This is a genomic window from Pseudalkalibacillus sp. A8 (assembly GCF_045920555.1).
Lineage (GTDB): Bacteria > Bacillota > Bacilli > Bacillales > Fictibacillaceae > Pseudalkalibacillus.
The window spans coordinates 4514632-4536745 of sequence record NZ_CP174509.1 but is presented as its reverse complement, the minus strand read 5'-3'; the positions used below and the strand labels follow the sequence as shown (position 1 = coordinate 4536745).

Genomic DNA, 22114 nt, shown 5'->3' with positions numbered 1-22114 from the left:
TGTTGAGTAAATAGTACTACAAACTTTAGATTAAAGAGAGGAATGAGCCTATGAAAAAGAGAATAATAATTTTTAAAAGAAAAACATACATCCTAAATGAATTTTTATTATAAAGGTGGAAAAGTAATGAAAAGAGTTGAGGCAGGCATAGGCTTTTCAGAATTAGCTGAGTTGAGGGAAATTAATTCAAATTTACGACAAGAATTAAAAAACTATGAAAACATCTTTAACAATTTGTTTTGTGTTCTTTTTAAATTTATTAAACGTGGTGAGGGGAAATTCATCTATACTTTTTCAAATGACATATTATCGAAGCAGAACCAACTGCACAGCGCTTCACTGGTAGGACACTCGGTTGAGGAAATGTTTCCGCCAGATGCCGCGTCGATCTTAAACGAAAATTATGAATTGGCATATCAAGGCGAGCTTGTCACTTTCGAGATCTTCTTTAAAGATCACTACTATTTGGCCATATTGTCCCCAATTATTGATAACGGAAAAACGATTGAAGTAGTTGGAACAGCTATTGATATTACAGAGCAAAAAATAAACAGCGAAAAGGGGAAGTTCACAGCGATTTTTAATGAGGCACAGGATGCGATCATTTTCTTCAATGACGAAGGAGTACCTATCGAATCGAACCATGCAGCCAGCAAGTTGTTTGGAATTTCAATTGAAAATATTAAGGAGGGAGAATATCCAGCTGATTTGATGGAACATCTCAACAGGTCACTGGAAAAGTTAAAAACGGATGAAAGCATAAAAGGGGAAACAGTTCTCAAAAGAATGGACGGGCGGAACCCCATGTCGATTTTGTAGCAAAGGCAAATATCCTCCAGGGTGTCCACCTCACCATTTTAAGGGATATTACCGATAAAAAAGAATTAGAGGAATCTTTAAGGAAATCCGAAACCCTGCAAGTAGTTGGAGAATTGGCTGCAGGGATCGGCCACGAAATCAGAAATCCGATCACCGCAATCAAAGGTTTCATCCAGCTCTTGAAAGAAGACCCTTGTAATCTTGACTACCATGATGTCATATTGAATGAATTCGATCGCATCGACAAGATCATTTCCGAGTTTATGATTCTCTCAAAATCTCAAGCTCACCACATTTCCCAAGAGGATATAAGTACAATCATGAAAAACACAATTACATTCATGGCTCCACAAGCCAAGTTGAAGAATGTATCCCTCCGGATATTGATAGAGGAGAATTTACCAAACGTCTTATGTGAAAAAAACCAATTGAAACAAGTATTCATCAATTTGATCAAAAATGGAATCGAATGCATGGAAAGTGGAGGCAACTTATGGGTAAAAGTAGCGAGGGGAAACACGGACTCCGTATCCATTACGATAAAAGATGAGGGCTGTGGAATTTCTCCTGAAATCATTGAAAGGCTTGGAGAACCTTTTTACACGACGAAGAGTAAAGGAACAGGGCTAGGTCTGATGGTTAGTTATCGAATCATACAAAATCATAAAGGAACGATCAAGGTGGAAAGTGAGCTTGGAGAAGGGACCACCTTCATGATCAAACTTCCGACTAATTAATAACAGCCTGAAAAGGTTGTTTATTTTTTTGGCACTGTTATACGTAATTGTTTATTTTTACGAAATTCACTCCCTTTCCGCAGGCGATCCGCAAGCCTCCTCGCTCATTCTTCGCTGCGTCGGTCTCACTTGGAACGCTTTCCAATAAAAAATCATCATTAAAATTATTTTACAAATATATGAAACTTTTTACACAATTAACCGTAATAAAACAATGAGTAGAAGTTGAATGTATCAATAATATTCAGGCTAATGGAGGGATTTTAATGTTTGAGCTTTTTAAACGGGTGAAGACGGTAGTCAATTCGGAATTGAACAGTCTGATCGATAAAGCGGAAGATCCGATCAAGATGGTCGAGCAATACTTGCGCGAGATGGCATCGGACATCCAGGAAGCTGAGAAAGCGACAGCGAAAATCATGGCAGAAGAAAAGCTGCTGAAGATGAAGTGGGAAGAAGCGCAATCCATGGTTGAAAAACGGGAAGAACAGGCGATCCACGCTCTTCAAGAAAACAACGAAGATCTAGCGAAAAGAGCATTGGAAGATAAAGGGCGTCTTCAACAAGAAGCTGATCAATTGGAGCAATTATTTGTTGAGGCGTCCAAAACTGCAGCTGATCTGAAGGAAAAGCTGACAGAAATGAAATCGGAATACCGTGATATGGAGATGAAGAAAGCGACATTAAAATCCCGTTCCCAGTCTGCTAAAGCTCGTACGAACATCAATCGTTCCATGTCAATGCATAACAGTGAAGGCTCGAAAAAGGGATTTAAACGTATGGAAGAAAAGGTGCTTCGGTACGAGGCTGAAGCGGAAACGAGTGAGGATTTGAATGTTTCCAGCAGAACATTAGACGATGAATTGAAAGAAATGGAGAAAAAAAGCACTGTAGATGAAGAATTACGCTTACTGAAAGAAAGAATAGCAAACCAATCGAATGTAACGAACGAGTAGGGGATTCATATGGAACTGTTTGGCTTTTCCATGGAGACGATCTATCTCTATGGACTCATCATAGGAGGGTGCTTGACGCTCATTTACATTTTGATGAGCGATATTTTGGAAGGGATTTTTGAAGTCTTGTCAGAGACCTTCTTCAATCCGACATTGATCCTGTCTTTCATCACGATATTCAGTGCGTGCGGGTACTTATTTGAAATCATGACTGGCATGAACAGCTGGCTGATCTTGATCGTTTCAGTACTTTTAGCCTTCCTTTCAGTCACGCTGTTAAATATTTTTGTTTTGATTCCACTCTCTTCAGCGGAGGAATCAAATACGTATGCAATTGAAGACTTACAAGGTCGGATCGGCCAAGTCATTACTTCCATTCCTTCTGATGGTTATGGTGAGGTATTGATCAGCGGGAACAGTGGAAATATCGCAAAGTCTGCTGTTAGTCTTGATGACCAGCCGATAAAGGCGGGTTCAGAGATTTTGGTCATAGAGACTAAAGATGGAGTTCTGCACGTTACTCCATATGAGTCATCACCTTTCAACGTGTAATATTACAGATTTTCAGGAGGGTAACATGAGTCTAAGTCCACTTTTCATTGTAATTGGAATCGTAGCATTTTTATTAATTGCATTAATCGGTGTGTTCGTTTCAAAATATCGTACAGCTGGTCCTGATGAAGCCTTGATCGTCACAGGCAGTTACCTGGGCTCAAGGAATGTCAACATCGATGAAGGCGGTAACCGAATCAAAATCGTACACGGGGGCGGTACTTTCGTGCTTCCCGTATTCCAACAGGCTGAATCGTTGAGCCTTTTGTCCAGTAAAATCGATGTGCAAACACCAGAAGTATACACAGAGCAAGGCGTACCAGTCATGGCTGATGGGACGGCTATCATCAAAATCGGAGGTTCAATCGGAGAAATCGCTACTGCTGCTGAGCAGTTTTTAGGAAAGACAAAAAGTGATCGAGAGAATGAAGCACGTGAAGTTCTAGAAGGGCACCTGCGATCCATCCTCGGGTCGATGACAGTCGAAGAGATTTACAAAAACCGCGAAAAATTCTCTCAAGAAGTACAACGTGTCGCTTCCCAGGACCTTGCCAAAATGGGTCTGAATATCGTCTCTTTCACAATTAAAGATGTTCGTGATAAAAACGGATACTTAGAGTCACTCGGTAAGCCGAGGATCGCTCAAGTGAAACGTGATGCTGATATTGCAACTGCAGAAGCTGAAAAAGAAACTCGCATCAAACGTGCAGAAGCGGATAAAGATGCGAAAAAATCCGAGCTTGAGCGGGCCACCGAAGTAGCGGAAGCAGAAAAGACCAATCAGTTGAAAATCGCAGAATATAGGGAAGAACAAGACCGGGCAAAAGCGCGTGCAGACCAGGCTTACCATCTTGAAGAAGCACGCTCGATGCAAGAGGTTACAGAGCATCAGATGCAAATCAAGATCATTGAGCGTCAAAAGCAAATTGAACTTGAAGAAAAAGAAATCGCTCGTCGTGAGAAGCAATATGATTCAGAGGTCAAGAAAAAAGCGGATGCTGATCGTTATGCTGTTGAACAATCTGCAGAAGCTGATAAGCGTAAACAAATCGCTTCAGCAGATGCTGAACAATATCGCATTGAATCAATGGCGAGAGCAGAAGCTGAGAAAATCCGAATCGACGGTGTTGCGAAAGCTGATGCAGAAAGAGCTCAAGGTGAATCTGCAGCTGAAGTCATCCGTCTGAAAGGTCTTGCTGAAGCAGAAGCGAAAGAGAAAATTGCAGAAGCATTTGAACAGTACGGCCAGGCTGCAATGCTCGATATGATCATTAACATGCTGCCTTCTTATGCAAAAGAAGTTGCAAGCCCGCTGTCCAACATTGATAAAATCACAGTCGTCGATACTGGAAGCGGTGAAGGTGGAGGAGCCAACAAGGTTACAGGATATGCAACAAATCTGATGTCGACGTTGCAGGAGTCATTGAAAGCTTCTTCTGGTTTAGATGTTAAGGAACTAATCGAGAATTTCTCTGGAAAAGGGAATGTCCGCTCTAGCGTCGATGAATTGACAAGAGAAATCACACGAACAAGAGAAGGTTTTCCAGCCAACCAAAAGGAAAACAGTAAAGAAAATGAATACGTAAAAAGCGAGAAATAAAAAGAGGGGATGGTCCGAGTGGACTATCCCCATTGTTGTTCCATTGTTTTTAACAAAGTCACCATCTATTTTGACAAAACCACAAATTATTTTGACATTTATCATTCAACGACTAGATCTCTCTCTTCTTACCTTGCTCGCTTATTGCTAATTTCTTACTGCGTGTTAACGTTTTGATATAATCCACGTGCCTGAAACGTAGCGCGGACCAATCATCATTGATTGCAATTTGCCTGACTCCCTCGAAACCAGAATCTCCTATCGGCTGCCACCCAGTATCCCTTGATAGATTAGATTTATACCGCTTGGACGATTTCTTCGGGTAGGCGAACCAGACGAAAGCATCTTCCTCAAGCTGTGGCAGCAGTTCATCCACGAAAGGAGCGACATCAGCTTGTTTGTAAGCAAACATGATGACAAAATCGATTTTGTTTCCAGCTTTCAGATCTTCCATGATCGTTACTTCATCAGCCATTTCATTCATGACAGCTTCGAATTCTGCTGGTGCTTTGATCACCCAGATTTCGGGCTGGTTTTTATAATTCATCTTTTTCAATAAAGGGTGCATAAGAAATCTCCTCCATACAATTATGTATTATCCATAGTTTAAAGGACTTTTCCAAGAACACCAACTTTTATACGAAACCCCACGTTCATCCAAAGGATCTACCTATTCATTGACGGAAGGTGGCAGCTGATATACATTTTGTTTAAGTGTTTGAGTGAATAGACCATGGAGGTTCGAATAAATATGCCAACAATCCAAGAAACCCTTCGGCAGCAACGAACTTATTTTTTCTCAGGTGAAACGAAGTCAGTTAACTTCCGGATCCACCAGCTTGAAACATTAAAGGATGCAATTAGTGAAAACGAGGCTGAAATCCTGAGCGCGTTAAAAAAGGATCTCAACAAATCGGAATTTGAAGCCTATTCTTCAGAGGTAGGCATTTTACTCAAAGATATCCGCTTTACCCTGAAGCATCTAAAAAGATGGGCAGAACCTGAGCGTGTGAAAACTGCTCTTACTCATTTCGGGTCTAAAAGTTATATTTATTCAGAGCCCTATGGGGTATGTCTAATCATTGCTCCTTGGAATTATCCTTTCCAGCTTCAAATCTCTCCATTGGTAGGGGCGATCGCAGCCGGGAACTGTGCAGTCATCAAGCCTTCAGAACTGACACCGACCGTTTCCAAGGTCATTGCAAAACTCATTAGAGGAATCTATGAAGAACGGTATGTTGCCGTGGTAGAAGGTGGAGTAGAAGTTAGTCAGGAACTTCTGGAACAAGACTTCGATAAAATTTTCTTCACGGGCAGTGTTAATGTTGGAAAAATCGTAATGGAAGCCGCTTCTAAAAGGTTGATTCCGTTAACCCTTGAGCTTGGTGGAAAAAGTCCGACGATTGTCGATGAAAGTGCAAATCTGGAACTTGCTGCCAAAAGGATCGTATGGGGGAAATTTACGAATGCAGGTCAAACATGCATTGCTCCAGATTATTTATATGTACACAAAAAAGTAAAAACAGAACTCGTCAATAAGATCAAAAAGTATATCCATCAATTTTATGGGAAAACACCGCTCGAAAACCCTGAGATGACGAATATCGTCAATGAAAAACATTTCCGAAGGCTCAGCCGATACCTTGCCGAAGGACGGATCATAACAGGTGGAATGAAAAATGAAGATTCACTGACCATTGAACCGACATTGATCGATCAAGTCAGTTGGACGGACACGGTCATGCAGGAAGAAATCTTTGGACCGATCTTGCCTGTATTGGAATACGAGTCGATTGAAGAAGTCATCAGTACAGTACGGAAATACCCTAAACCACTCGCTCTTTATTTGTTCTCTGAATCAAAAGGACAGCAAAAATATGTGGTTGAGAGCTTGTCTTTCGGAGGAGGTTGTATTAACGACACCCTGCTTCATGTTGCTTCACCTTATTTACCGTTCGGTGGTGTTGGGGAAAGTGGTACCGGGAGTTATCATGGGAAAGCGAGTTTTGATGCTTTTTCACATCAAAAAAGTATTGTCAGACAGACGAACCGGTTTGACATCGATTTCCGATACCCATCAAATAAAAATGGATTGAAAATCATGAAGAAATTGTTGAAATAGAGCTGACTCAATTTGTTCCTTCCGAACATATGAGTCTTTTTTATTTTATAATGATGGATCAGAAAGCCAATCAACAAAATTTTCTTTGACCTCTGGAGCATGCGTATGTATGACAGTGAAGGCTTCTTGAATCTTTTACTTCCTGATGTGCTCTTTCGCCAATTGTATAACGACTTCGTTTTTACTGTATAAGAGCCGTAATTTTGAAAGGTTTCCGCGCCCGATTCCTGGCTTCCATTCAATGAACTTTTGTCGATGCAATTCTTGGATGATTTTTTTTGCATACCGTGTAGTGATTTCCCATTCATCTGCCAGGCGTTTCAACGGGACTTCCACAAACTCTTCAGCCGAGAAAAGGTCGCATAGCTGTAAATAATAAGTTCTATATTTCATTACGGGACCTCCCATTGCAATATGTTAAAGATATGACGAACCTTGTACAAGGGGATTTGGGGATATCTTTCCAATTTGAGGGGCGGAAAGTAACTGATTTGATTTTGCAAAGGATTGGTCCTTCAGCCCAACTTGGATTTCAGTCGATGGTTTTTGGAAGTTTGTTTGGGTGATTCTAGGAATTATAGCTGCTGTAAGACAAAATTCTTATTTAGATTACTCCTCTACTTTAGTTTAGGTAATCGGTATCTCAGTTCCAAGTTTTGTTTTTGCTGGGTTGCTTCAATATTATGGAGGTGTAAAACTGAAGTGGCTTCCTGTAGCATTTTGGGAAGGTTTTGAATATACCATTTTACCTATGATCGCAATGATGATTTTCCCGATGGCCGTTACAGCCAGATTCATCAGGACGGAACTTTTGGAAGTTTTGAATCAAGAGTATATAGTTGTAGCGAAAGCAAAAGGGGTCAGTTCGGCAAATGTCATCCTCTACCATGCTGTACGAAATGCGTTGATTCCACTGATAACCGTATTGGGACCAATGTTGGTCGGCATAATGACAGGAACTCTAGTCATTGAACGCATCTTCTCTGTCCCTGGACTGGGGAACAGTTCGTGCTTTCAATTACCACCAATGACTACCCGGTTATCATAGGCACAACGTTATTCTATTCATTCTTGTTGGTAGCAATGATATTGATTATTGATTTTGCTTATGGATTGATCGATCCGCGTATTAGACTTGGTGATAAAACATAAGAGACGAGATTATAGGTTGACCCGATTCGGATCAACCTTTTTTTGCAGAAGAAAGTATAAAATACTTTCTTGAATATAAGAAGGAACCAAGGCTCAGCGTACGTTAAAGGCTGGCTTTGCCAAGTTTTCTTTATTACAGTATCTGCTTAACCCTGGGCTTGTTCTGCTTGGTAGTCTTCTTCATGAGCCGTATTTTGCACAAGGTCTCCATTACGTTCTTCATCTACCCCTGGGTGAACGGTGTGTTCTTCGACTTCCCGTATATGGGGATGTTCGATTTCAACCAATCGGTTCTTTTTTCTTTTCATTATTTTCCCTCCTCACTTGAATAGCATTCCCTGTTATATGGTCTTGCCGATACTGGTAAATGGAAGTCTTTTGGTACAAAAATTACCTGTTATAGTGTGGAATGTTCAAATGCAACACTATAGAGGAGAAGAAATAACTGCGGAACGGAGAAGTTGAAATGAGAAGACCCCTTGTGTCGCTCCTGGTGGTTTGTTGTGGGCTTTCAACAAATCTTTCCTCAATAGAAGAAGCTGTAGCCCAAAATATCAAAGTTGAATATTTGCCTTCCATTTTTGATGATGGTACCCATGTACCGCAACGAATCGAATGGAAGACATGGGAAGAAACCGATGTGATTTTTCCGAGAAAAAGCACCTTTGAAGTTGTTGATATTGAGACAGGTTTATTTTTTACTGTCCAAAGAAGGGCAGGGGCACATCATGCCGATGTACAGCCTCTTACTAAGACCGATACGGCAATCATGAAAGAGATTTATGACGGGAGATGGAGCTGGAAGCGGAGAGCGATATTCATACGGAATGGATCTGAGATGATCCCAGCCTCTATGCACGGAATGCCTCATGGTGCTGGTGCATTAGCCAATAACTTTCCGGGCCACTTCTGCATTCATCTACCGAACAGCACTACCCATAAAACGAACAAAGAGGACCCATCTCATCAATTGATGATCCTGAAGGCCTCGGGCAAGTTGGATGACTATATCGAAAAGGCGACAAGTGATGAATTGGCCAGTATCTTCATCCATGCTGTCAATCAGGAGGACTACACGATCATCAACAAGTTAGTCAGCCATCCAATTCAAAAAAGGATGCTGAATAAACTTTTCTTTGTCCATCCAAATAAGCCATTATCAGACAAAGAACCCTCTACATTACTTGTTACCGAATATTCAGTAGAAGTCATAACAAGCAATAGAAGAGGGCTGGATAAGCATAATGCCGTCATTCGGTTGGAAAGAGATAGCTTGACTAGTCGCTGGACGGTGGATTTTGATAAATTGCTTAAAGAAGATGATTAAGCAATTACCAGACAAGCACAAAGCTTAATGCGACGAAACCAAATGTAAACAAAAAAATAGCTAAGATAGAGCACATTAATGTGAAAGACCACCAGGGTATCGAACTCATCAACTTCTCTTCGACTGTGAAGAAAACAGAAGCTAAATGATCACGGAACCTCGTTTCATCTGCTTCCTCCCTTAATGTTTCCTTCTCCTTCTCAACTAGGCGGAAAAGCACTCCTGGGCTAGCTGCCACAAGTGTGCCGATAAGCCAAAAACCAATCGGAAAAATCCATCCCATATCCATACATCCTCCTATGCAATCATCTTTCGTTTAGTATGCGCGGATTGGAGTTAATTTTTCATAGGCTTTTGTGGAATTCATTCCTTCTCAAAAAAGCTTTCTCGTGCCTCGCTGTACGAAAAACTAGATGTAAAATACTCAAGGAAGGCCTCTAAGTACTTTACGGGTCGAAAAACTGGGTGTAAGGTACTCAGCGAAGGCTTCTAAGTTTGTTGGCAGCTATTCAAAATTTTAAGTTCATCAATTTATAACACCGGAGAAAATAATCGACAGAATGATTCTTTTGTCCGTAGGAACAGCCCTCGTTTTTGATGGTTTTCCATTTCAATCTCCAAACTGTCTTCCAGGTCCTCTTGATATTGCGTAATCAAAGTTTCGATTGTTGGGGTTCGGAACATGAATACGTTCACCTCAAAGTTAAGATGGAAGCTTCGTAAATCTACATTTGCTGTACCAAGGGTAGCATAACTTCCATCTACGATAATCGTTTTTTGGTGATGGAACCCCTTCTGATACAGGTAGATCTTCACTCCATAACGCAACAGTTCACTGAAATAGGAGCGGGTGGCATATTGCGTTAAAAAACCATCATTCGTTTCAGGGACCATTAGTCTTACATCGATCCCTTTAACAGCGGCGATAAGCAGTGCCGTACGGATCTCTTTGCTCGGTATGAAATAAGGCGTTGTAATCCATACCGATTTTTTGGCGGAAGTGATCATACTGTAATATAAATAGCTCATGACGCCTTGGGAAGTGTCCGGTCCACTTGGCACGACCTGGACACCTCCGCTTTCCTCACTTGGCTCCATCGATAGATATCGTTCTAAAAATAAGGTCTCATTGTTGACATAACTCCAATCGAGTAAAAACACGCGTTGCAAATCCCGTAAAGCCTCTCCTTTTACAATGAGATGGGTATCCCGCCAATAGCCGAATTTCTTGTCTTTACCCAGATATTCATTGCCGACATTCAATCCCCCTACAAAACCAATCCTATTATCGATCACGACAATTTTGCGGTGGTTCCTGAAATTGAATTTTTGATTGAAAAATCCTTTCCGTATTGGGAGAAAACTATGAACCTGGACACCTGCTTCTTTCATTCTCGATACATCACGGTCTGAAAGTTTCAAACTTCCAATCGCGTCATAAATGAAACGAACCTCGACACCTTCTGCCGCTTTTTCGCACAAGACATCTATGATTTCTCGACCGATATCATCTGAACGGAAAATGTAATATTCCATATGGATATAGTCTTTTGCAATTTTCAATTGAGATAGCAACCGAGGGAATTTTTGATCGCCATTACGTAAGACCTCCGTATAAGAATGGAAACTGATGGTCTGATCACTAAGAGTCGTAATCAAACTCGAATATTCCCGCTCAGTATCATTTAGGTGTGTCCATCTTTCAGAAGGTTTGTTTTCAAGCTGCATTTCTTGTGCTTTTCTATAGTTATCCATCCTTTTTGCTTTAAATAAATGGCCTTTTACTTCCAACTGGCCAGAATAGATGAAAAAGATGTAGCCCAGTATCGGAATGAATAATATGGCATACATCCATAAAAGTGTTTTATATGGTGAACGGTTTTCAAGCATCAATACATAACAAACCGATAATGCAATACTAAGATAGATGATCCCTGCAAGTATTTTAAGATCTGGCGAATGTTGTGCAGAAATGATGATTCCAACGCACAGGATCATAATCAAGCATAGAAAAAACTGTCTGATACGTTTCATCCACATTATCCTCTCAGATTGACTACTCTTTATATTACCCCTAAAAATACCTGGAAAAACGAGGGGTGAAAATTCGATAGAACGAAACCAGGATTAATTGTACAATAAAAATAAAATTTACAAATTAAAGAAATTCAGTCATGGGGCTCTGTTAAATAACTTGTTGATTTTTTGCTGATTTCTGTTCCATTTAATGAACCGACAGGAGAAAGCGAGGTTGTTCCCACGTTTTAGAAATAGAACAACCAATGAGATGAAAATCGTAAGATTCAACCTGAATTTTTCACCAGAGCCAAATATAAAAAGCGGAGCCGATCATTTTGTCAGCTCCGCCCTTTCATTTACACTTAAAGAAAGTATAAAGTACTTTCTTCAGTATAAGTGCAACTATAGCTCAAGCCTACGCCTGCGGCTTGGCTTTGCCAAGTTTTCTTTATGCTTCGTTTTTTTCCCAAATAACACTTGCACAATACTTGATGATATCCCTTCGTCGGATGATTCCGATAAAATGTCCATTATCATCCGTAATTGGAATGAAGTTCTGGTCCGTGGCCAGTGTAATGAGGTCTTCCATATTGGCGTTAATGGATATCGGAATGTTCTTTACCCGTCTTGGCACATCCTTTAATTTGATTCTTTGGATTTCATCATAATCTTCTTCTGCATCAAGGTCTTCTTTCAATTTCCATAGAAGGTCGCCCTCTGTCAAGGTTCCTGAATATTTACCCTCGTCATCGACAAGTGGAACAGACGTATATTTATGGTAAGACATCTTTTCCAACGCTTGCCGGATGGTCGATTCAGGATTCAAGTATTTCACTTCACTCTTTGGTAGTAAGTAAAAGCCAATATTCATATGACTCTTCCTTTCAAACAAAACTCCACTAACAGTATAGTATAAATTCATCAAAATTGATAATGTGAAGCTATACTTTTAATAAAATATGCATAAATATTCTTGCCTTGCAGATGGTTACAATTCCTTTTTTACTATTGTAAACAAGTCCAGTGGTTTTAATATCACCAATTATCTGATATACTTAACTAGGTTAACTAAATGTAAGGATTGTTAGGTGTAGTGTAATGAATAATCGACAGCAATTAATATGGAAGTTGGAAAAAAGCTTCCGAATAACATTCAGGATGTTTAGGAAGGAAATCAACAACCTTTTTGAAGATGAATGTACCTCGACTGAATTTACTTATATGAAATTCATCATGGAAAAAGAAGAGGTAATGACTTCGATGCTTTCCCAAGAATTCAATGTGGCTACTAGTCATATCACAGCGGTGACTGATCGACTGGTCAAGCGAGGGTTCGTCACAAGGAAAAGAGCAGAAAATGATCGAAGAGTGATCTATCTTTGTATTACCGAAAAAGGACGCGAGCTAGTGAATTCACTTGAGGTAAAAAAGCATCACTATATGGAAGGAAAGTTCCAAAACCTTTCCGATGATGAGATGCAAACTCTTGTGAAGCTTTTTTCGAAAATCACTGATTCCTCTAAGCATAAATAAACAAAGAGGTATGTAATTTAGTTAAAAAAAGAATGAAAACATTGGTGAATCCCAAAGTTTTCTTTTTTGTTAGGCGTTGTTAAAGGTTAATGTTGATTTATTACCGAAAAATTTTTAGTGAAATTCGCGACACTCTTGCGGGAAAAGCGAGCAGGCGAGACCCCGCGGTGATTTAAGGATCTCCGACTAACACCACCACGTCCTGTGCTAGTGAGCGAGGAGGCTTGCGGATCGCCCGCGGAAAGGGAGTGAATTTCGAAAATATCAACAATGATGTATAACATTGACTTTTGTTTATTAATTCACATAGTGAACTATTCATAGGATGAAAGTTAGGAGATGCGAAATATGGAACATTTACCTATGAAGAAAAAAATCACGATTATGGTTGCGGTGTTAGCGTCTATGTTATTTGCCGCGTTAAACCAAACAATCATTGGAACGGCTCTGCCGAAAATCGTATCCGAACTCGGGGGGATGAATTACTTTAGCTGGATCTTTACGATCTATATGCTTGCCTCAAGTGTCACAGCGATTTTAGTCGGCAAATTGTCTGACATGTATGGCCGTAAACCATTCATACTGCTCGGATTAGGTTTATTCATCATTGCGAGCTTTTTATGTGGAACGGCCGATACAATGACAATGCTCATTCTTTATAGAGGCTTCCAAGGTTTAGCTGGCGGGATGATCTTTTCAACATCTTTTGCGTCGATTGGTGATTTGTTTTCTCCACGCGAGAGAGGCCGCTGGCAGGGATTGATGGCTGCAGTATTCGGTCTCTCAAGTGTGTTCGGCCCGACCCTAGGTGGGTACATTGTCGATCACTTTTCGTGGAAGTGGATTTTCTGGATCTTTCTCCCCGTCGGATTTGTCGCGTTCATTTTGATAATGCGTTTATTTCCTAGTGTACCGCGTAAAGACCATGGAAGAATCGATTATTTCGGCTCCCTCTTTCTTGCAGGTACGATCATTCCGTTGTTGCTTGCCTTTTCATGGGCAGGGAACCAGTATGCGTGGGGCTCTTTGCAGGTGAACAGCCTGTTTGCCATATCTATCATAGCTTTAATGGCATTCTTATATGCCGAACGGAAGGTCTCTAATCCGGTCCTGCCATTGGATCTTTTTAAGAATAGCGTCTTTACGATATCCAACCTTATCGGATTATTGATTGGCATGGCCATGTTCGGTGCCATTATGTATATGCCGTTCTTCATCCAGGGCGTAATCGGAACATCTGCAACGAAAACTGGCTTCATCATGATGTCGATGATGCTGAGCATGGTCGTATCAAGTACGATTGTCGGTCAGTTGATCACAAAGACTGGAAAATATAAAAAAATGGCTATACTCGGCTTAACGACGATGGGGATCGGGATCTTCTCATTGACTACGTTAAACATCAACAGTACGAACCTTGATACAATTTACCGATTGGTGATCATCGGCCTTGGACTGGGCTGCAGTTTTCCGATTTTCACGATAACCATCCAAAATTCGGTCGCTTATAAATACCTTGGTGTTGCTACCTCATCTGTACAATTGTTTAGACAGCTAGGGGGTACGATCGGGGTATCGATAATGGGTGCTATCATGAATATGATCATGAGTTCTAATATGAAAAATACAGACATGGCTGGTTCTGCAGGAAACATTGAAGGAGCAGCGGATCCTAAAATTCTTATGGATCCTGAGCAACTTCAGGCTTTTAAAGAAAAAGTTCCTGCAGAACAGGTTGATTTAATGAGTCAGGTAATCAGCGCGATGAGAAATTCGTTGAGTGATGCCCTTAGCGGCGCATTCCTTATTGGGGTATTTACAATGATTTTGGCAGTGATCCTGGCCGTATTTTTAAAAGAAGTAAGATTGAAGACCTCGAATCAGGAAGATGAAGATGAGGAAGATATCATTTCGTTAGAAGAAAAAAGACGTTCGACCGTGTAAAGGAATAATGAAGGGGCTGGCGATCATGTCACCCCTTTTTTTCTTTTTATTTTACTTAATGATACGTATTTCCCTGTTTTTCCTCCAAAAGCAAAGGAAAGTTGACGATAATAACAACAGAGCAGGGATTGTATAAAAGTAACTGACACTGACCAACCCCCATATTGAACAGATGGCAATACATATGGCGAATTTCCGTGTTTGATAATCTACAAGTTTCAGACACATATAGGCTACAAATGAAGCGATGACGCCTGAGAAGCTTCCGATGATCGCAAAATTCATGTCATTTACAGTACCGAAGATATGCTCGAATAACACGAAATAGAGGCACGAGGAGAAGAACCCGATCAGGCTTCCGATGAAGACAAGCTTATACTCAACATCTCTAGTCGGTTTTACTATAATCCGTTTGCGCGGCTTTACCATTAACCTCTTCACGTAACCACCCCAAAGTTTTAAACTATATTTCTGTGATGTTGTTATTTCTTGATGGATTTTTAAAATCCCTTCTTAAATATTTAATTTGGAAAATCTTTTCTGTATACCATAGCAAGTAGATTTTCGTGATAAAATACTATTATTTAGTGGCATATCCTCTTATGCAAATTTACATTTAAATAGGCTCCTTAATATGAATTTCGGCTCATTTTCTAAATAAAATCAAATAGGATTCATAGGGCATGAAAGGGAGGGTTTGATGGTTGGTCTCAATACTTCAAGAACAAAAAAAGCATTAGAAAAAATCAGTCTTGAATTGATATTAGGCATTATCGCTGCATTGGCTTTATTAGGTCTCTTCTCCAAGTTGTCTGATGAGCTTCTGGAAAATGAATTGCAGGGATTCGATATGTTCATTTCGAATGTTATTTATAGCTTGCAAACACCCTGGCTGACAAACTTCATGATTTTCATAACACATGCAGGTGATACGTATACATACGTTATTGTGGTTTTGATCATACTCATCCTTCTCTTAAGAATACAACTGAAATGGGAAGCTCTTATCCTGCTCATTTCAGTACTTGGGGCGTGGGGATTGAATACAGTGCTCAAAGGATCTTTCCAAAGGGCAAGACCGGATCTTGAACATCTAGTCGAGGTTGGGGGATACAGCTTTCCAAGTGGTCATGCAATGGTTTCGATCGCTGCTTATGGAATCATGGGCTATTTGTATGTCCGGTATTTACGAAGGAATGGCAAGCGATATTGGCCTATCGTTCTGCTGGTAAGTGTATGGATTTTTCTGATCGGATTATCGCGAATATATTTACATGTCCACTATCCGAGCGATGTGATAGCAGGTTATTCAGCAGGAGGAGTCTGGCTTTTGACTTGTATATATGCCCTGACTATCTTGAATCGATGGACAGTGCGCAGAAAGGTGAATGGATAACATGGAATCATTTCCTGAATTGAGCACGAATCGACTTCATTTGAAAGAAATTAAAGATGAACACGCTGAAATACTATATGATCTTTTTACGAATAAAGACGTCCTTAAGTATTACGGTTCGGACCCAATGACTGACATTTCTGAAGCTGAGGAACTGATTCGGAAATTTCGTGTTGGCTTAAAGCATAATACGGTCGTACGATGGGGGATTTTCTTGAAGTCCAATGGAAGACTGATCGGGACATGCGGTTTCCATAATTGGAACCATCGTTATTATAGAGCCGAAATCGGATATGAACTTTCGCCGGAATATTGGGGCAATGCCTATATGAAGGAAGCGATTGAAGCCATTATCGAATTTGGATTCGAGCATCTGGACCTCCACCGGGTAGGGGCACTTATCTCGCCCCATAATAGAGCTTCCACTAGTTTGATTGAGAGATTAGGATTTGAAAGGGAAGGCGTGTTAAAGGATTATGCGTTTAGTGGTAAAGGGTTCATCGATTTGACCATGTATGCGAAAATAAAAAGGAATTGAAAAAGGACTGGGCTAAAACATCGGATCGATGTCAGGCCCAGTCCTTTTTTATAGGCTCTATTGTGAGCCAGGCAAGACCCCGCAGCGAGGCGAGCGGGGAGGCTTGCGGATCGCCGCAGAAAGGGAGTGAATTTCGCATATATCAACAATGAAGTATAACGTAGCCTTTTTATAAACAGATAATCATGAAGCTTCTCCAGCCAATTCCGATTGTTTTTTACCCTTGAAGAATACAACTGTATAAGTGAAAAGAAGCGCCACTAAACTTAAAATCGATATGCCATAAATGAAGTGATACCCGCTGAAAGTTGCCAACAGACCAAGGCTGGCGGAACCGAGGGCAATCCCTAAGTCCATTGATGAAAAGAACATGGCATTTGCAGTTCCTTGTTTTTCCAATGATACTGAACTTACTGCGAGAGCTTGGAGCGTCGGTGTCATGACCCCATATGCAAGTCCGTAAAAGAAACCAGCCATGAGTAAGGTGAGGGTGCTATGGGTAATTGCCAACAGAAATAACCCGATTATTCCGCTCAATGTTGCAGGAATGATGATCACTTTATGCCCGTAAGAGTCGAAAACTCGGCCAGAGATTGGGCGAACCAGCGTCATGATGATTGCAATGATCAAGAAAAATAAAGGGACCGATTCCATAATGCCAGCTTCCTTACCTAACTCGTTCAAAAAACTGAGGACCCCGCCTAAAGAGACAGTGAAGAGGGTTACTAACAGACAGGGGACTAGAGCACTTTTATCGAAGACGTAATCTTTGAAAGTCCGTTGTGCATTGTTTTGTGCAGGGGAAGCAGGTACTTGCATGTAGAAGCTGAGTATCACCGTGGCGATTGTTAACAACACAGTTATGATAATCATGAGATTATAAGAAAAAAATTGGAGAATAGATACAGCTAACATAGGAGCTAGGCTGGTTCCGACACTTGTAGCCAATCCATAGTATCCGATTCCTTCACCAATACGCTTTCTTGGAATGATCATAGTGGCAACAGTGGATAATATGGTTGAAATGATTCCAAATCCCACCCCATGGAGGAATCGTAGCACAAACAATTGAAATACCGATTCCTGTCCATATCCTAGAGAGATGGTAATTGAAATGAAAATAAGTGACAAAAGGCTAAGTTTTTTCAGGTTGACATGAAGCATGATCGGACTGATGAATGGTCGGGTTAGTATTGCCGCGATCATGAAAACAGTCGTCATCATTCCCCCTCGGGCGGGGTTGTTCGTCAAATCTGTTATATAGGCAGGATATCCCGCGGTCAGCAACTGTAACGATAGAAAAAATAAAAAAGCCATCAGTACAATGGCTGTGAACTGTAGTGTCCATAATTTGTGTGTATGTTTCATAATATGCCTACTTTCTAGTTGTTCGGTTTTCAAGCAGTGTATCAATGTTATCTTCTAATGAAAGCAATACATCCTGATAAATTTGCAAGTCGTCCTCATCTATCCCCAAAATGATCTCCAAATAAATTTCTTCTAAGTATGGAAGTATTTTTTCAGTCAGTGTGATTCCTTTATCCGTTATCTTGATAAGAAATGAACGTCGATCACTCGGATTAGGTATCCGATCGATGTATTCATTTTTTTCCAAAAGATCCAATATCTTTGTAAGAGTCGCCTGGTCCTTGTCCGATCTCTTTGATAATTGCTTCTGTGAAATATGATCCGCTTCGTTCAATGTCCGGAGTACACTCCATTGTTCAGTCGTAATATGATAGGGTTTCAGATAAACATTGACGATGCGTGTTAACTTTTTGCTAAGCCTTACAGTAGCTGATCCAATCGCTTTATCTTTTGTCATACCCATACCAGAACACCTCCTGCCAATACAACCAGTATAAAGGAAATAATAATATGTGTAAATATAATTTGTATACAAATTAAGTTACAAAGCAAAAACTGCATCGCTATCTAGGATTCAGGATAAGAACATTTACACGGTTGAGTAAACTTTCAAAGAGACTCAAAAAGCCAACGAAAAATCAGAGGTTTTGGATCATAATAAAAGGGAAATTTCTTCCTATAAAATAGTTAGAGATAAGGAGAGTGGTGGATTGAGTACGTGGAAAACGCAGTTGATTGAAACAGGGCGGGGAACGTTCGAGATTTTTACTAAAGGAGATGGGATCCCAGTATGTATCACACATCTATATTCAGAATTCAATGAAACTGGGGACCATTTTGCAAATATATTCACAAATATGAAAACATCGAGGAATTATCGATGTTCGAAACTGTAAAGGACCTGGAAGCCCTGAGGAAAGCATTAGGCCTAAAAGAATGGGCGTTTGCAGGACATTCAACAGGAGGGATGCTTGGTCTCCTTTATGCCCTGGAATTTCCAGACTCCTTAAACCGGTTGGTTTTAGTAGGAAGTGCAGTAAGTGGGGAGTATGCGTCAAAGAAAGACAGTATCTATCACCAAGATCATCCACAGTTCAATAGAATGCAAGAATTGATCAATCGCCTGAAGTCAAATTGTCTACACCCTGATGAACGTAAGCTGCTTTCACGTGAACGGACGAAATGGTCATTACAAGATCCTGAAAATTATGAACGTTATTTTTCTGCAGATGTTTTTAAAAAGATGGCAACAATACGATTGGATTACTTCGGAGAGTATGATTTTCCGAATTTCGATCTGAGGGGTAAATTGGGAGATATCTCAACTCCAACATTGATAATATGCGGAGAACAAGATGTCCAGTGTCCGATCGAATGCTCGGAAGAAATACATGATGGTGAGTCGACCTTTTTACGATTCCAATACAGTAATCACTATCCTTTCCTGGAAGAACAAGAGAGATTCCAACTTGCCATCCGGGCATTTTTAGAATGATAGCAACGCCAAATAGTTAAAGATATGTGAACAAAGTAGAAACGGGAATGCACAGGTGGTAAGATGGATTCGATAGTTGAAAAGAAAGGATCGAACATCTTATGCATAAATATTTGATCATCTGTTTTATAATCATTTTTACGATGATGAGCAATCCTATATCTTCAAATGCGCATTCGTCTCTGCAAGGTACATCGCCTGAAGATGGAGAAGTTGTGAAGCATTCTCTAGATATCATTACTTTCAAGTTCAATTCGAAAATCAAAGAGGGCAGTAAATTCACGGTCACAGATCAGGGTGGAGTGTCTAGAGAAGTAGAGTCAGTAGACATTCAGAATGATGTAATGCTTGGCCAGTTATCGGAACCTTTGCAAACCGGGGCTTATACTGTTTCATATGAGATTATTTCAGAGGACTCCCACGTTGTTGAGGGCGAATTTACGTTTTCAGTAGACACAGGTGAAACAGAAGGATCTGGAAATGAATCGGATGATTCTGAGGAAAATCAAAATACAGATGAGGATCAAGTGGAACAACCATCTGAAAAAAATCAGGATTCCGCAACAGGAGAAAACAATCAAGGTAAAGTAGAAGATGGATTATCTCCAGTCGTTATCGGGATCGCTTCTATTGCTGTACTTGCTGGTATAGGTCTAATCTGGTGGCTTCTACGGAAGAAGGCTGCAGAATGATCATATTGTTCAAAGGGATCTTGTATTTAGCATTCTCTTTACTCTTAGGTGGTTTACTGCTTCAGTCAATCCCTGAAAAACATAAACCGAAAGTGGCTGTTCCTAAGGAACTGTTATTATGGATCATTGTTTCAATTCCGATCCTTATGTTCGTCCAGCTCTTGCAGATCATCCAGTACCTATCTAAGAGCATCGGTTACTGGGATACCTTTACCTCGGTGTTGTTTTCTTTCAATGTCGGGAAAGCATGGTTTGCGAGCCTTTTGATTGCTGGTGTTTTATTTTTCCTTGTCTATAAGAATGATTTGGATAAAACGACGTTCTATGCCAGGCTCGGTGTATTTTTAAGTGTCATTTTGATCAGTTCATTCTCATTTGCAAGTCACCCTGCCTCACTCTACCCTGTAGTCGGATTTCTCGCGCATTTCTTACATGTGATCGCGATAGCAGGATGGATCGGTATACTTTTATACGTGGCATGGGGTTCCGCACGTAATTCGGATTGGATTCCGTTCTTGAAGTGGTATACGCCATTTTCAATCGGTGCTGTTCTCATATTGACCGGAGGCGGCCTGTTGATCAACGAAATCGTAGCGCCGCAATATGTTGATTCATGGGTTTTATCATACGGTCAAGCTTTAGTGATTAAGCACCTGTTATTGATACCGGTACTTCTTTATGCTTGTATCCACGGGTTTTATTTGAAAAAATCGATTCAAAGAAATGGGAACAAGCATGTAAAAAGGTCGCTCCAGGGGGAAACAATCCTTGTTCTTTTTGTTTTTTCGGTTACCGCATTTCTGTCCCAGCAGGTTCCTCCTCATGAAGTGTGGCGGACGATTCAGCAAGAACCTCCTTCACCTTTATTCATGTACTTTTTTGACGGGAAAATCGATTCTCAATCAGTGATATCCTTTATCTTGACCAAGGAAACGTTGCTATGGGGAGTTGGAGGAATCGTTATGATAATGGTGACATTGTTCAGTCTTATCAAACAGTTTCCTGTTGTCATCAGTGTGGGACTTGGTCTAATTACCTCTGCTTTATTTTATTTTTCATTAATGTCGGGTGTTGTCTAATCTCTACAACTTTAGTCGTAGGAATCGTGTGAATTTATACAACCATTTGATGATTGGTTTTTCAATCCTTTACCGGATGTCTGAACATGCCGTTTTGGTTACACTGATGATAAATAATACAGAAAAAGGTGTGGTTTTTGGTGAACATCCTAGTGATCAATGGTAGTCCGATGGAAAAATCGAGGACACGTGGCATTGCAAAGCTTGTGAAAGAACTATTGGAAGAGAAAGGTGTCATGGTGGCCTACTATGACCTTGGAATAGAAAAATTACCGCTTTTTCCTGGGGATGAAGATAATAAAGAAAATGATTCCCTTCAAAAGCTCTATAAAGAAGCGAAAGAGGCTGATGGATTCTTCATCACTTCACCTGAGTATCATAATGGAATGAGCGGGGTTTTGAAAAATGCATTGGATTTCCTTGGAGGTACTCATTTCAAGCATAAACCAGCGGCCATTGCAGCAGCCTCTGGTGGCAGTAAAGGCGGCATCAACGCGTTGAACAATATGAGGACAGTGCTGAGAGGTCTATATGCTTTCGTGTTGCCTGATCAATTCGTTTCTGACCCTGAATGTTACGATGAAAATTATGATCTGGTCGATCGTGAATCAGTAGAACGTTTGCAAGTGATCACGGACCTGCTTGTCGATTTGACAGAAAAACTTGGTGTTAAGCAGGAACAGAACGTTCGATAGCAAAATAGTTATTATGTAATCCGTCTTTTTATGTGAGGACATAGATTGGCGGATTTTCATGTATAATTTGCAGTAAAAACTTTTAGATAA

At 40.4% G+C, this 22114-nt stretch carries 23 protein-coding genes and 2 pseudogenes; 16 read left to right on the top strand and 9 right to left on the bottom strand.

Features of this window, described 5'->3' with window-relative positions:
• Window positions 1-126: 126 nt before the first annotated feature.
• From ACJROX_RS23330 to ACJROX_RS23310, 5 genes are all read left to right on the top strand, one after another.
• Window positions 127-819, top strand: a complete 693-nt coding sequence (locus tag ACJROX_RS23330) for a PAS domain S-box protein (protein WP_408007595.1) — start codon at window positions 127-129, stop codon at window positions 817-819.
• Between the two features lie 113 nt (window positions 820-932).
• Entirely contained in the window at window positions 933-1556 is a 624-nt protein-coding gene (locus tag ACJROX_RS23325) for an ATP-binding protein (RefSeq protein WP_408007594.1), read from the top strand.
• Between the two features lie 266 nt (window positions 1557-1822).
• The gene (locus ACJROX_RS23320; RefSeq protein WP_408007593.1) at window positions 1823-2512 is read left to right on the top strand and encodes a PspA/IM30 family protein; all 690 of its coding nucleotides are present in this window, start codon (window positions 1823-1825) and stop codon (window positions 2510-2512) included.
• Window positions 2513-2521: 9 nt separating this feature from the next.
• The gene (locus tag ACJROX_RS23315) at window positions 2522-3064 is read left to right on the top strand and encodes an NfeD family protein (protein WP_408007592.1); all 543 of its coding nucleotides are present in this window, start codon (window positions 2522-2524) and stop codon (window positions 3062-3064) included.
• Window positions 3065-3089: 25 nt separating this feature from the next.
• On the top strand, window positions 3090-4664 hold the full coding sequence (locus ACJROX_RS23310; RefSeq protein ID WP_408007591.1) for an SPFH domain-containing protein: 1575 nt from the start codon (window positions 3090-3092) through the stop codon (window positions 4662-4664).
• Between the two features lie 112 nt (window positions 4665-4776).
• Here the strand turns inward: ACJROX_RS23310 and ACJROX_RS23305 are convergent, their stop codons facing one another.
• Entirely contained in the window at window positions 4777-5232 is a 456-nt protein-coding gene (locus tag ACJROX_RS23305; RefSeq protein ID WP_408007590.1) for a DUF3052 domain-containing protein, read from the bottom strand.
• A gap of 183 nt (window positions 5233-5415) precedes the next feature.
• Here ACJROX_RS23305 and ACJROX_RS23300 point away from each other — a divergent pair, with 183 nt between their 5' ends.
• Window positions 5416-6786: an aldehyde dehydrogenase gene (locus ACJROX_RS23300; RefSeq protein WP_408007588.1), complete on the top strand. Its 1371-nt coding sequence runs from the start codon at window positions 5416-5418 to the stop codon at window positions 6784-6786.
• Between the two features lie 135 nt (window positions 6787-6921).
• Here the strand turns inward: ACJROX_RS23300 and ACJROX_RS23295 are convergent, their stop codons facing one another.
• Entirely contained in the window at window positions 6922-7179 is a 258-nt protein-coding gene (locus ACJROX_RS23295; RefSeq protein ID WP_408007587.1) for an SgrR family transcriptional regulator, read from the bottom strand.
• Between ACJROX_RS23295 and ACJROX_RS23290 the strand changes: the two are divergent.
• Window positions 7095-7938, top strand: a pseudogene (locus ACJROX_RS23290) (ABC transporter permease); the annotation flags it as partial. The gene ACJROX_RS23295 and the pseudogene ACJROX_RS23290 sit on opposite strands and share 85 nt — an antisense overlap.
• A gap of 146 nt (window positions 7939-8084) precedes the next feature.
• Here ACJROX_RS23290 and ACJROX_RS23285 read toward each other — a convergent pair.
• Complete coding sequence (locus tag ACJROX_RS23285) at window positions 8085-8246, bottom strand: hypothetical protein (protein WP_408007586.1); 162 nt, start codon at window positions 8244-8246, stop codon at window positions 8085-8087.
• A 158-nt stretch (window positions 8247-8404) separates the two neighbouring features.
• On the opposite strand from ACJROX_RS23285, the gene ACJROX_RS23280 reads away from it, so the two are divergent.
• Window positions 8405-9265: a hypothetical protein gene (locus ACJROX_RS23280; RefSeq protein ID WP_408007585.1), complete on the top strand. Its 861-nt coding sequence runs from the start codon at window positions 8405-8407 to the stop codon at window positions 9263-9265.
• Between the two features lie 4 nt (window positions 9266-9269).
• Here the strand turns inward: ACJROX_RS23280 and ACJROX_RS23275 are convergent, their stop codons facing one another.
• The 3 genes from ACJROX_RS23275 to ACJROX_RS23265 form a co-directional block, all read right to left on the bottom strand.
• The gene (locus ACJROX_RS23275; RefSeq protein WP_408007584.1) at window positions 9270-9548 is read right to left on the bottom strand and encodes a hypothetical protein; all 279 of its coding nucleotides are present in this window, start codon (window positions 9546-9548) and stop codon (window positions 9270-9272) included.
• A gap of 248 nt (window positions 9549-9796) precedes the next feature.
• Window positions 9797-11299, bottom strand: coding sequence for a cardiolipin synthase (gene cls, locus ACJROX_RS23270; protein WP_408007583.1), 1503 nt, complete (start codon window positions 11297-11299; stop codon window positions 9797-9799).
• Window positions 11300-11732: 433 nt separating this feature from the next.
• Window positions 11733-12155, bottom strand: coding sequence for a CBS domain-containing protein (locus ACJROX_RS23265; protein ID WP_408007582.1), 423 nt, complete (start codon window positions 12153-12155; stop codon window positions 11733-11735).
• A 227-nt stretch (window positions 12156-12382) separates the two neighbouring features.
• On the opposite strand from ACJROX_RS23265, the gene ACJROX_RS23260 reads away from it, so the two are divergent.
• A complete protein-coding gene (locus ACJROX_RS23260) occupies window positions 12383-12817 on the top strand; it encodes a MarR family winged helix-turn-helix transcriptional regulator (RefSeq protein ID WP_408007581.1) in 435 nt (144 codons plus the stop codon).
• Between the two features lie 348 nt (window positions 12818-13165).
• Window positions 13166-14761: a DHA2 family efflux MFS transporter permease subunit gene (locus ACJROX_RS23255; protein ID WP_408007580.1), complete on the top strand. Its 1596-nt coding sequence runs from the start codon at window positions 13166-13168 to the stop codon at window positions 14759-14761.
• 51 nt (window positions 14762-14812) lie between these two features.
• Here ACJROX_RS23255 and ACJROX_RS23250 read toward each other — a convergent pair whose 3' ends face one another.
• Entirely contained in the window at window positions 14813-15202 is a 390-nt protein-coding gene (locus ACJROX_RS23250) for a hypothetical protein (protein WP_408007579.1), read from the bottom strand.
• A 259-nt stretch (window positions 15203-15461) separates the two neighbouring features.
• Between ACJROX_RS23250 and ACJROX_RS23245 the strand changes: the two genes are divergently transcribed.
• Together ACJROX_RS23245 and ACJROX_RS23240 are read left to right on the top strand one after the other, a co-directional pair.
• The gene (locus tag ACJROX_RS23245) at window positions 15462-16157 is read left to right on the top strand and encodes a phosphatase PAP2 family protein (protein ID WP_408007578.1); all 696 of its coding nucleotides are present in this window, start codon (window positions 15462-15464) and stop codon (window positions 16155-16157) included.
• A gap of 1 nt (window position 16158) precedes the next feature.
• Window positions 16159-16695 (top strand): GNAT family N-acetyltransferase, encoded by a 537-nt coding sequence (locus tag ACJROX_RS23240; protein ID WP_408007577.1) that lies wholly within the window; start codon window positions 16159-16161, stop codon window positions 16693-16695.
• A gap of 183 nt (window positions 16696-16878) precedes the next feature.
• Here the strand turns inward: ACJROX_RS23240 and ACJROX_RS23235 are convergent, their stop codons facing one another.
• Both ACJROX_RS23235 and ACJROX_RS23230 read right to left on the bottom strand, forming a co-directional pair.
• Window positions 16879-18063, bottom strand: a complete 1185-nt coding sequence (locus tag ACJROX_RS23235; RefSeq protein ID WP_408007576.1) for an MFS transporter — start codon at window positions 18061-18063, stop codon at window positions 16879-16881.
• Window positions 18064-18070: 7 nt separating this feature from the next.
• Window positions 18071-18526 carry a MarR family winged helix-turn-helix transcriptional regulator gene (locus tag ACJROX_RS23230; RefSeq protein WP_408007575.1) on the bottom strand — a complete coding sequence of 152 codons (456 nt, stop codon included), beginning with the start codon at window positions 18524-18526 and terminating at the stop codon, window positions 18071-18073.
• Between the two features lie 247 nt (window positions 18527-18773).
• Here ACJROX_RS23230 and ACJROX_RS23225 point away from each other — a divergent pair.
• The 4 genes and pseudogenes from ACJROX_RS23225 (at window position 18774) to ACJROX_RS23210 (ending at window position 22024) form a co-directional block, all read left to right on the top strand.
• A pseudogene (locus ACJROX_RS23225) lies at window positions 18774-19558 on the top strand (alpha/beta fold hydrolase).
• A 101-nt stretch (window positions 19559-19659) separates the two neighbouring features.
• Window positions 19660-20250 carry a copper resistance protein CopC gene (locus ACJROX_RS23220; protein WP_408007574.1) on the top strand — a complete coding sequence of 197 codons (591 nt, stop codon included), beginning with the start codon at window positions 19660-19662 and terminating at the stop codon, window positions 20248-20250.
• A complete protein-coding gene (locus ACJROX_RS23215) occupies window positions 20247-21329 on the top strand; it encodes a copper resistance D family protein (protein WP_408007573.1) in 1083 nt (360 codons plus the stop codon). The genes ACJROX_RS23220 and ACJROX_RS23215 overlap by 4 nt, the downstream gene beginning before the upstream one ends.
• Window positions 21330-21469: 140 nt before the next feature.
• Window positions 21470-22024 carry an NADPH-dependent FMN reductase gene (locus tag ACJROX_RS23210; protein WP_408007572.1) on the top strand — a complete coding sequence of 185 codons (555 nt, stop codon included), beginning with the start codon at window positions 21470-21472 and terminating at the stop codon, window positions 22022-22024.
• The last annotated feature ends 90 nt before the right edge of the window (window positions 22025-22114 follow it).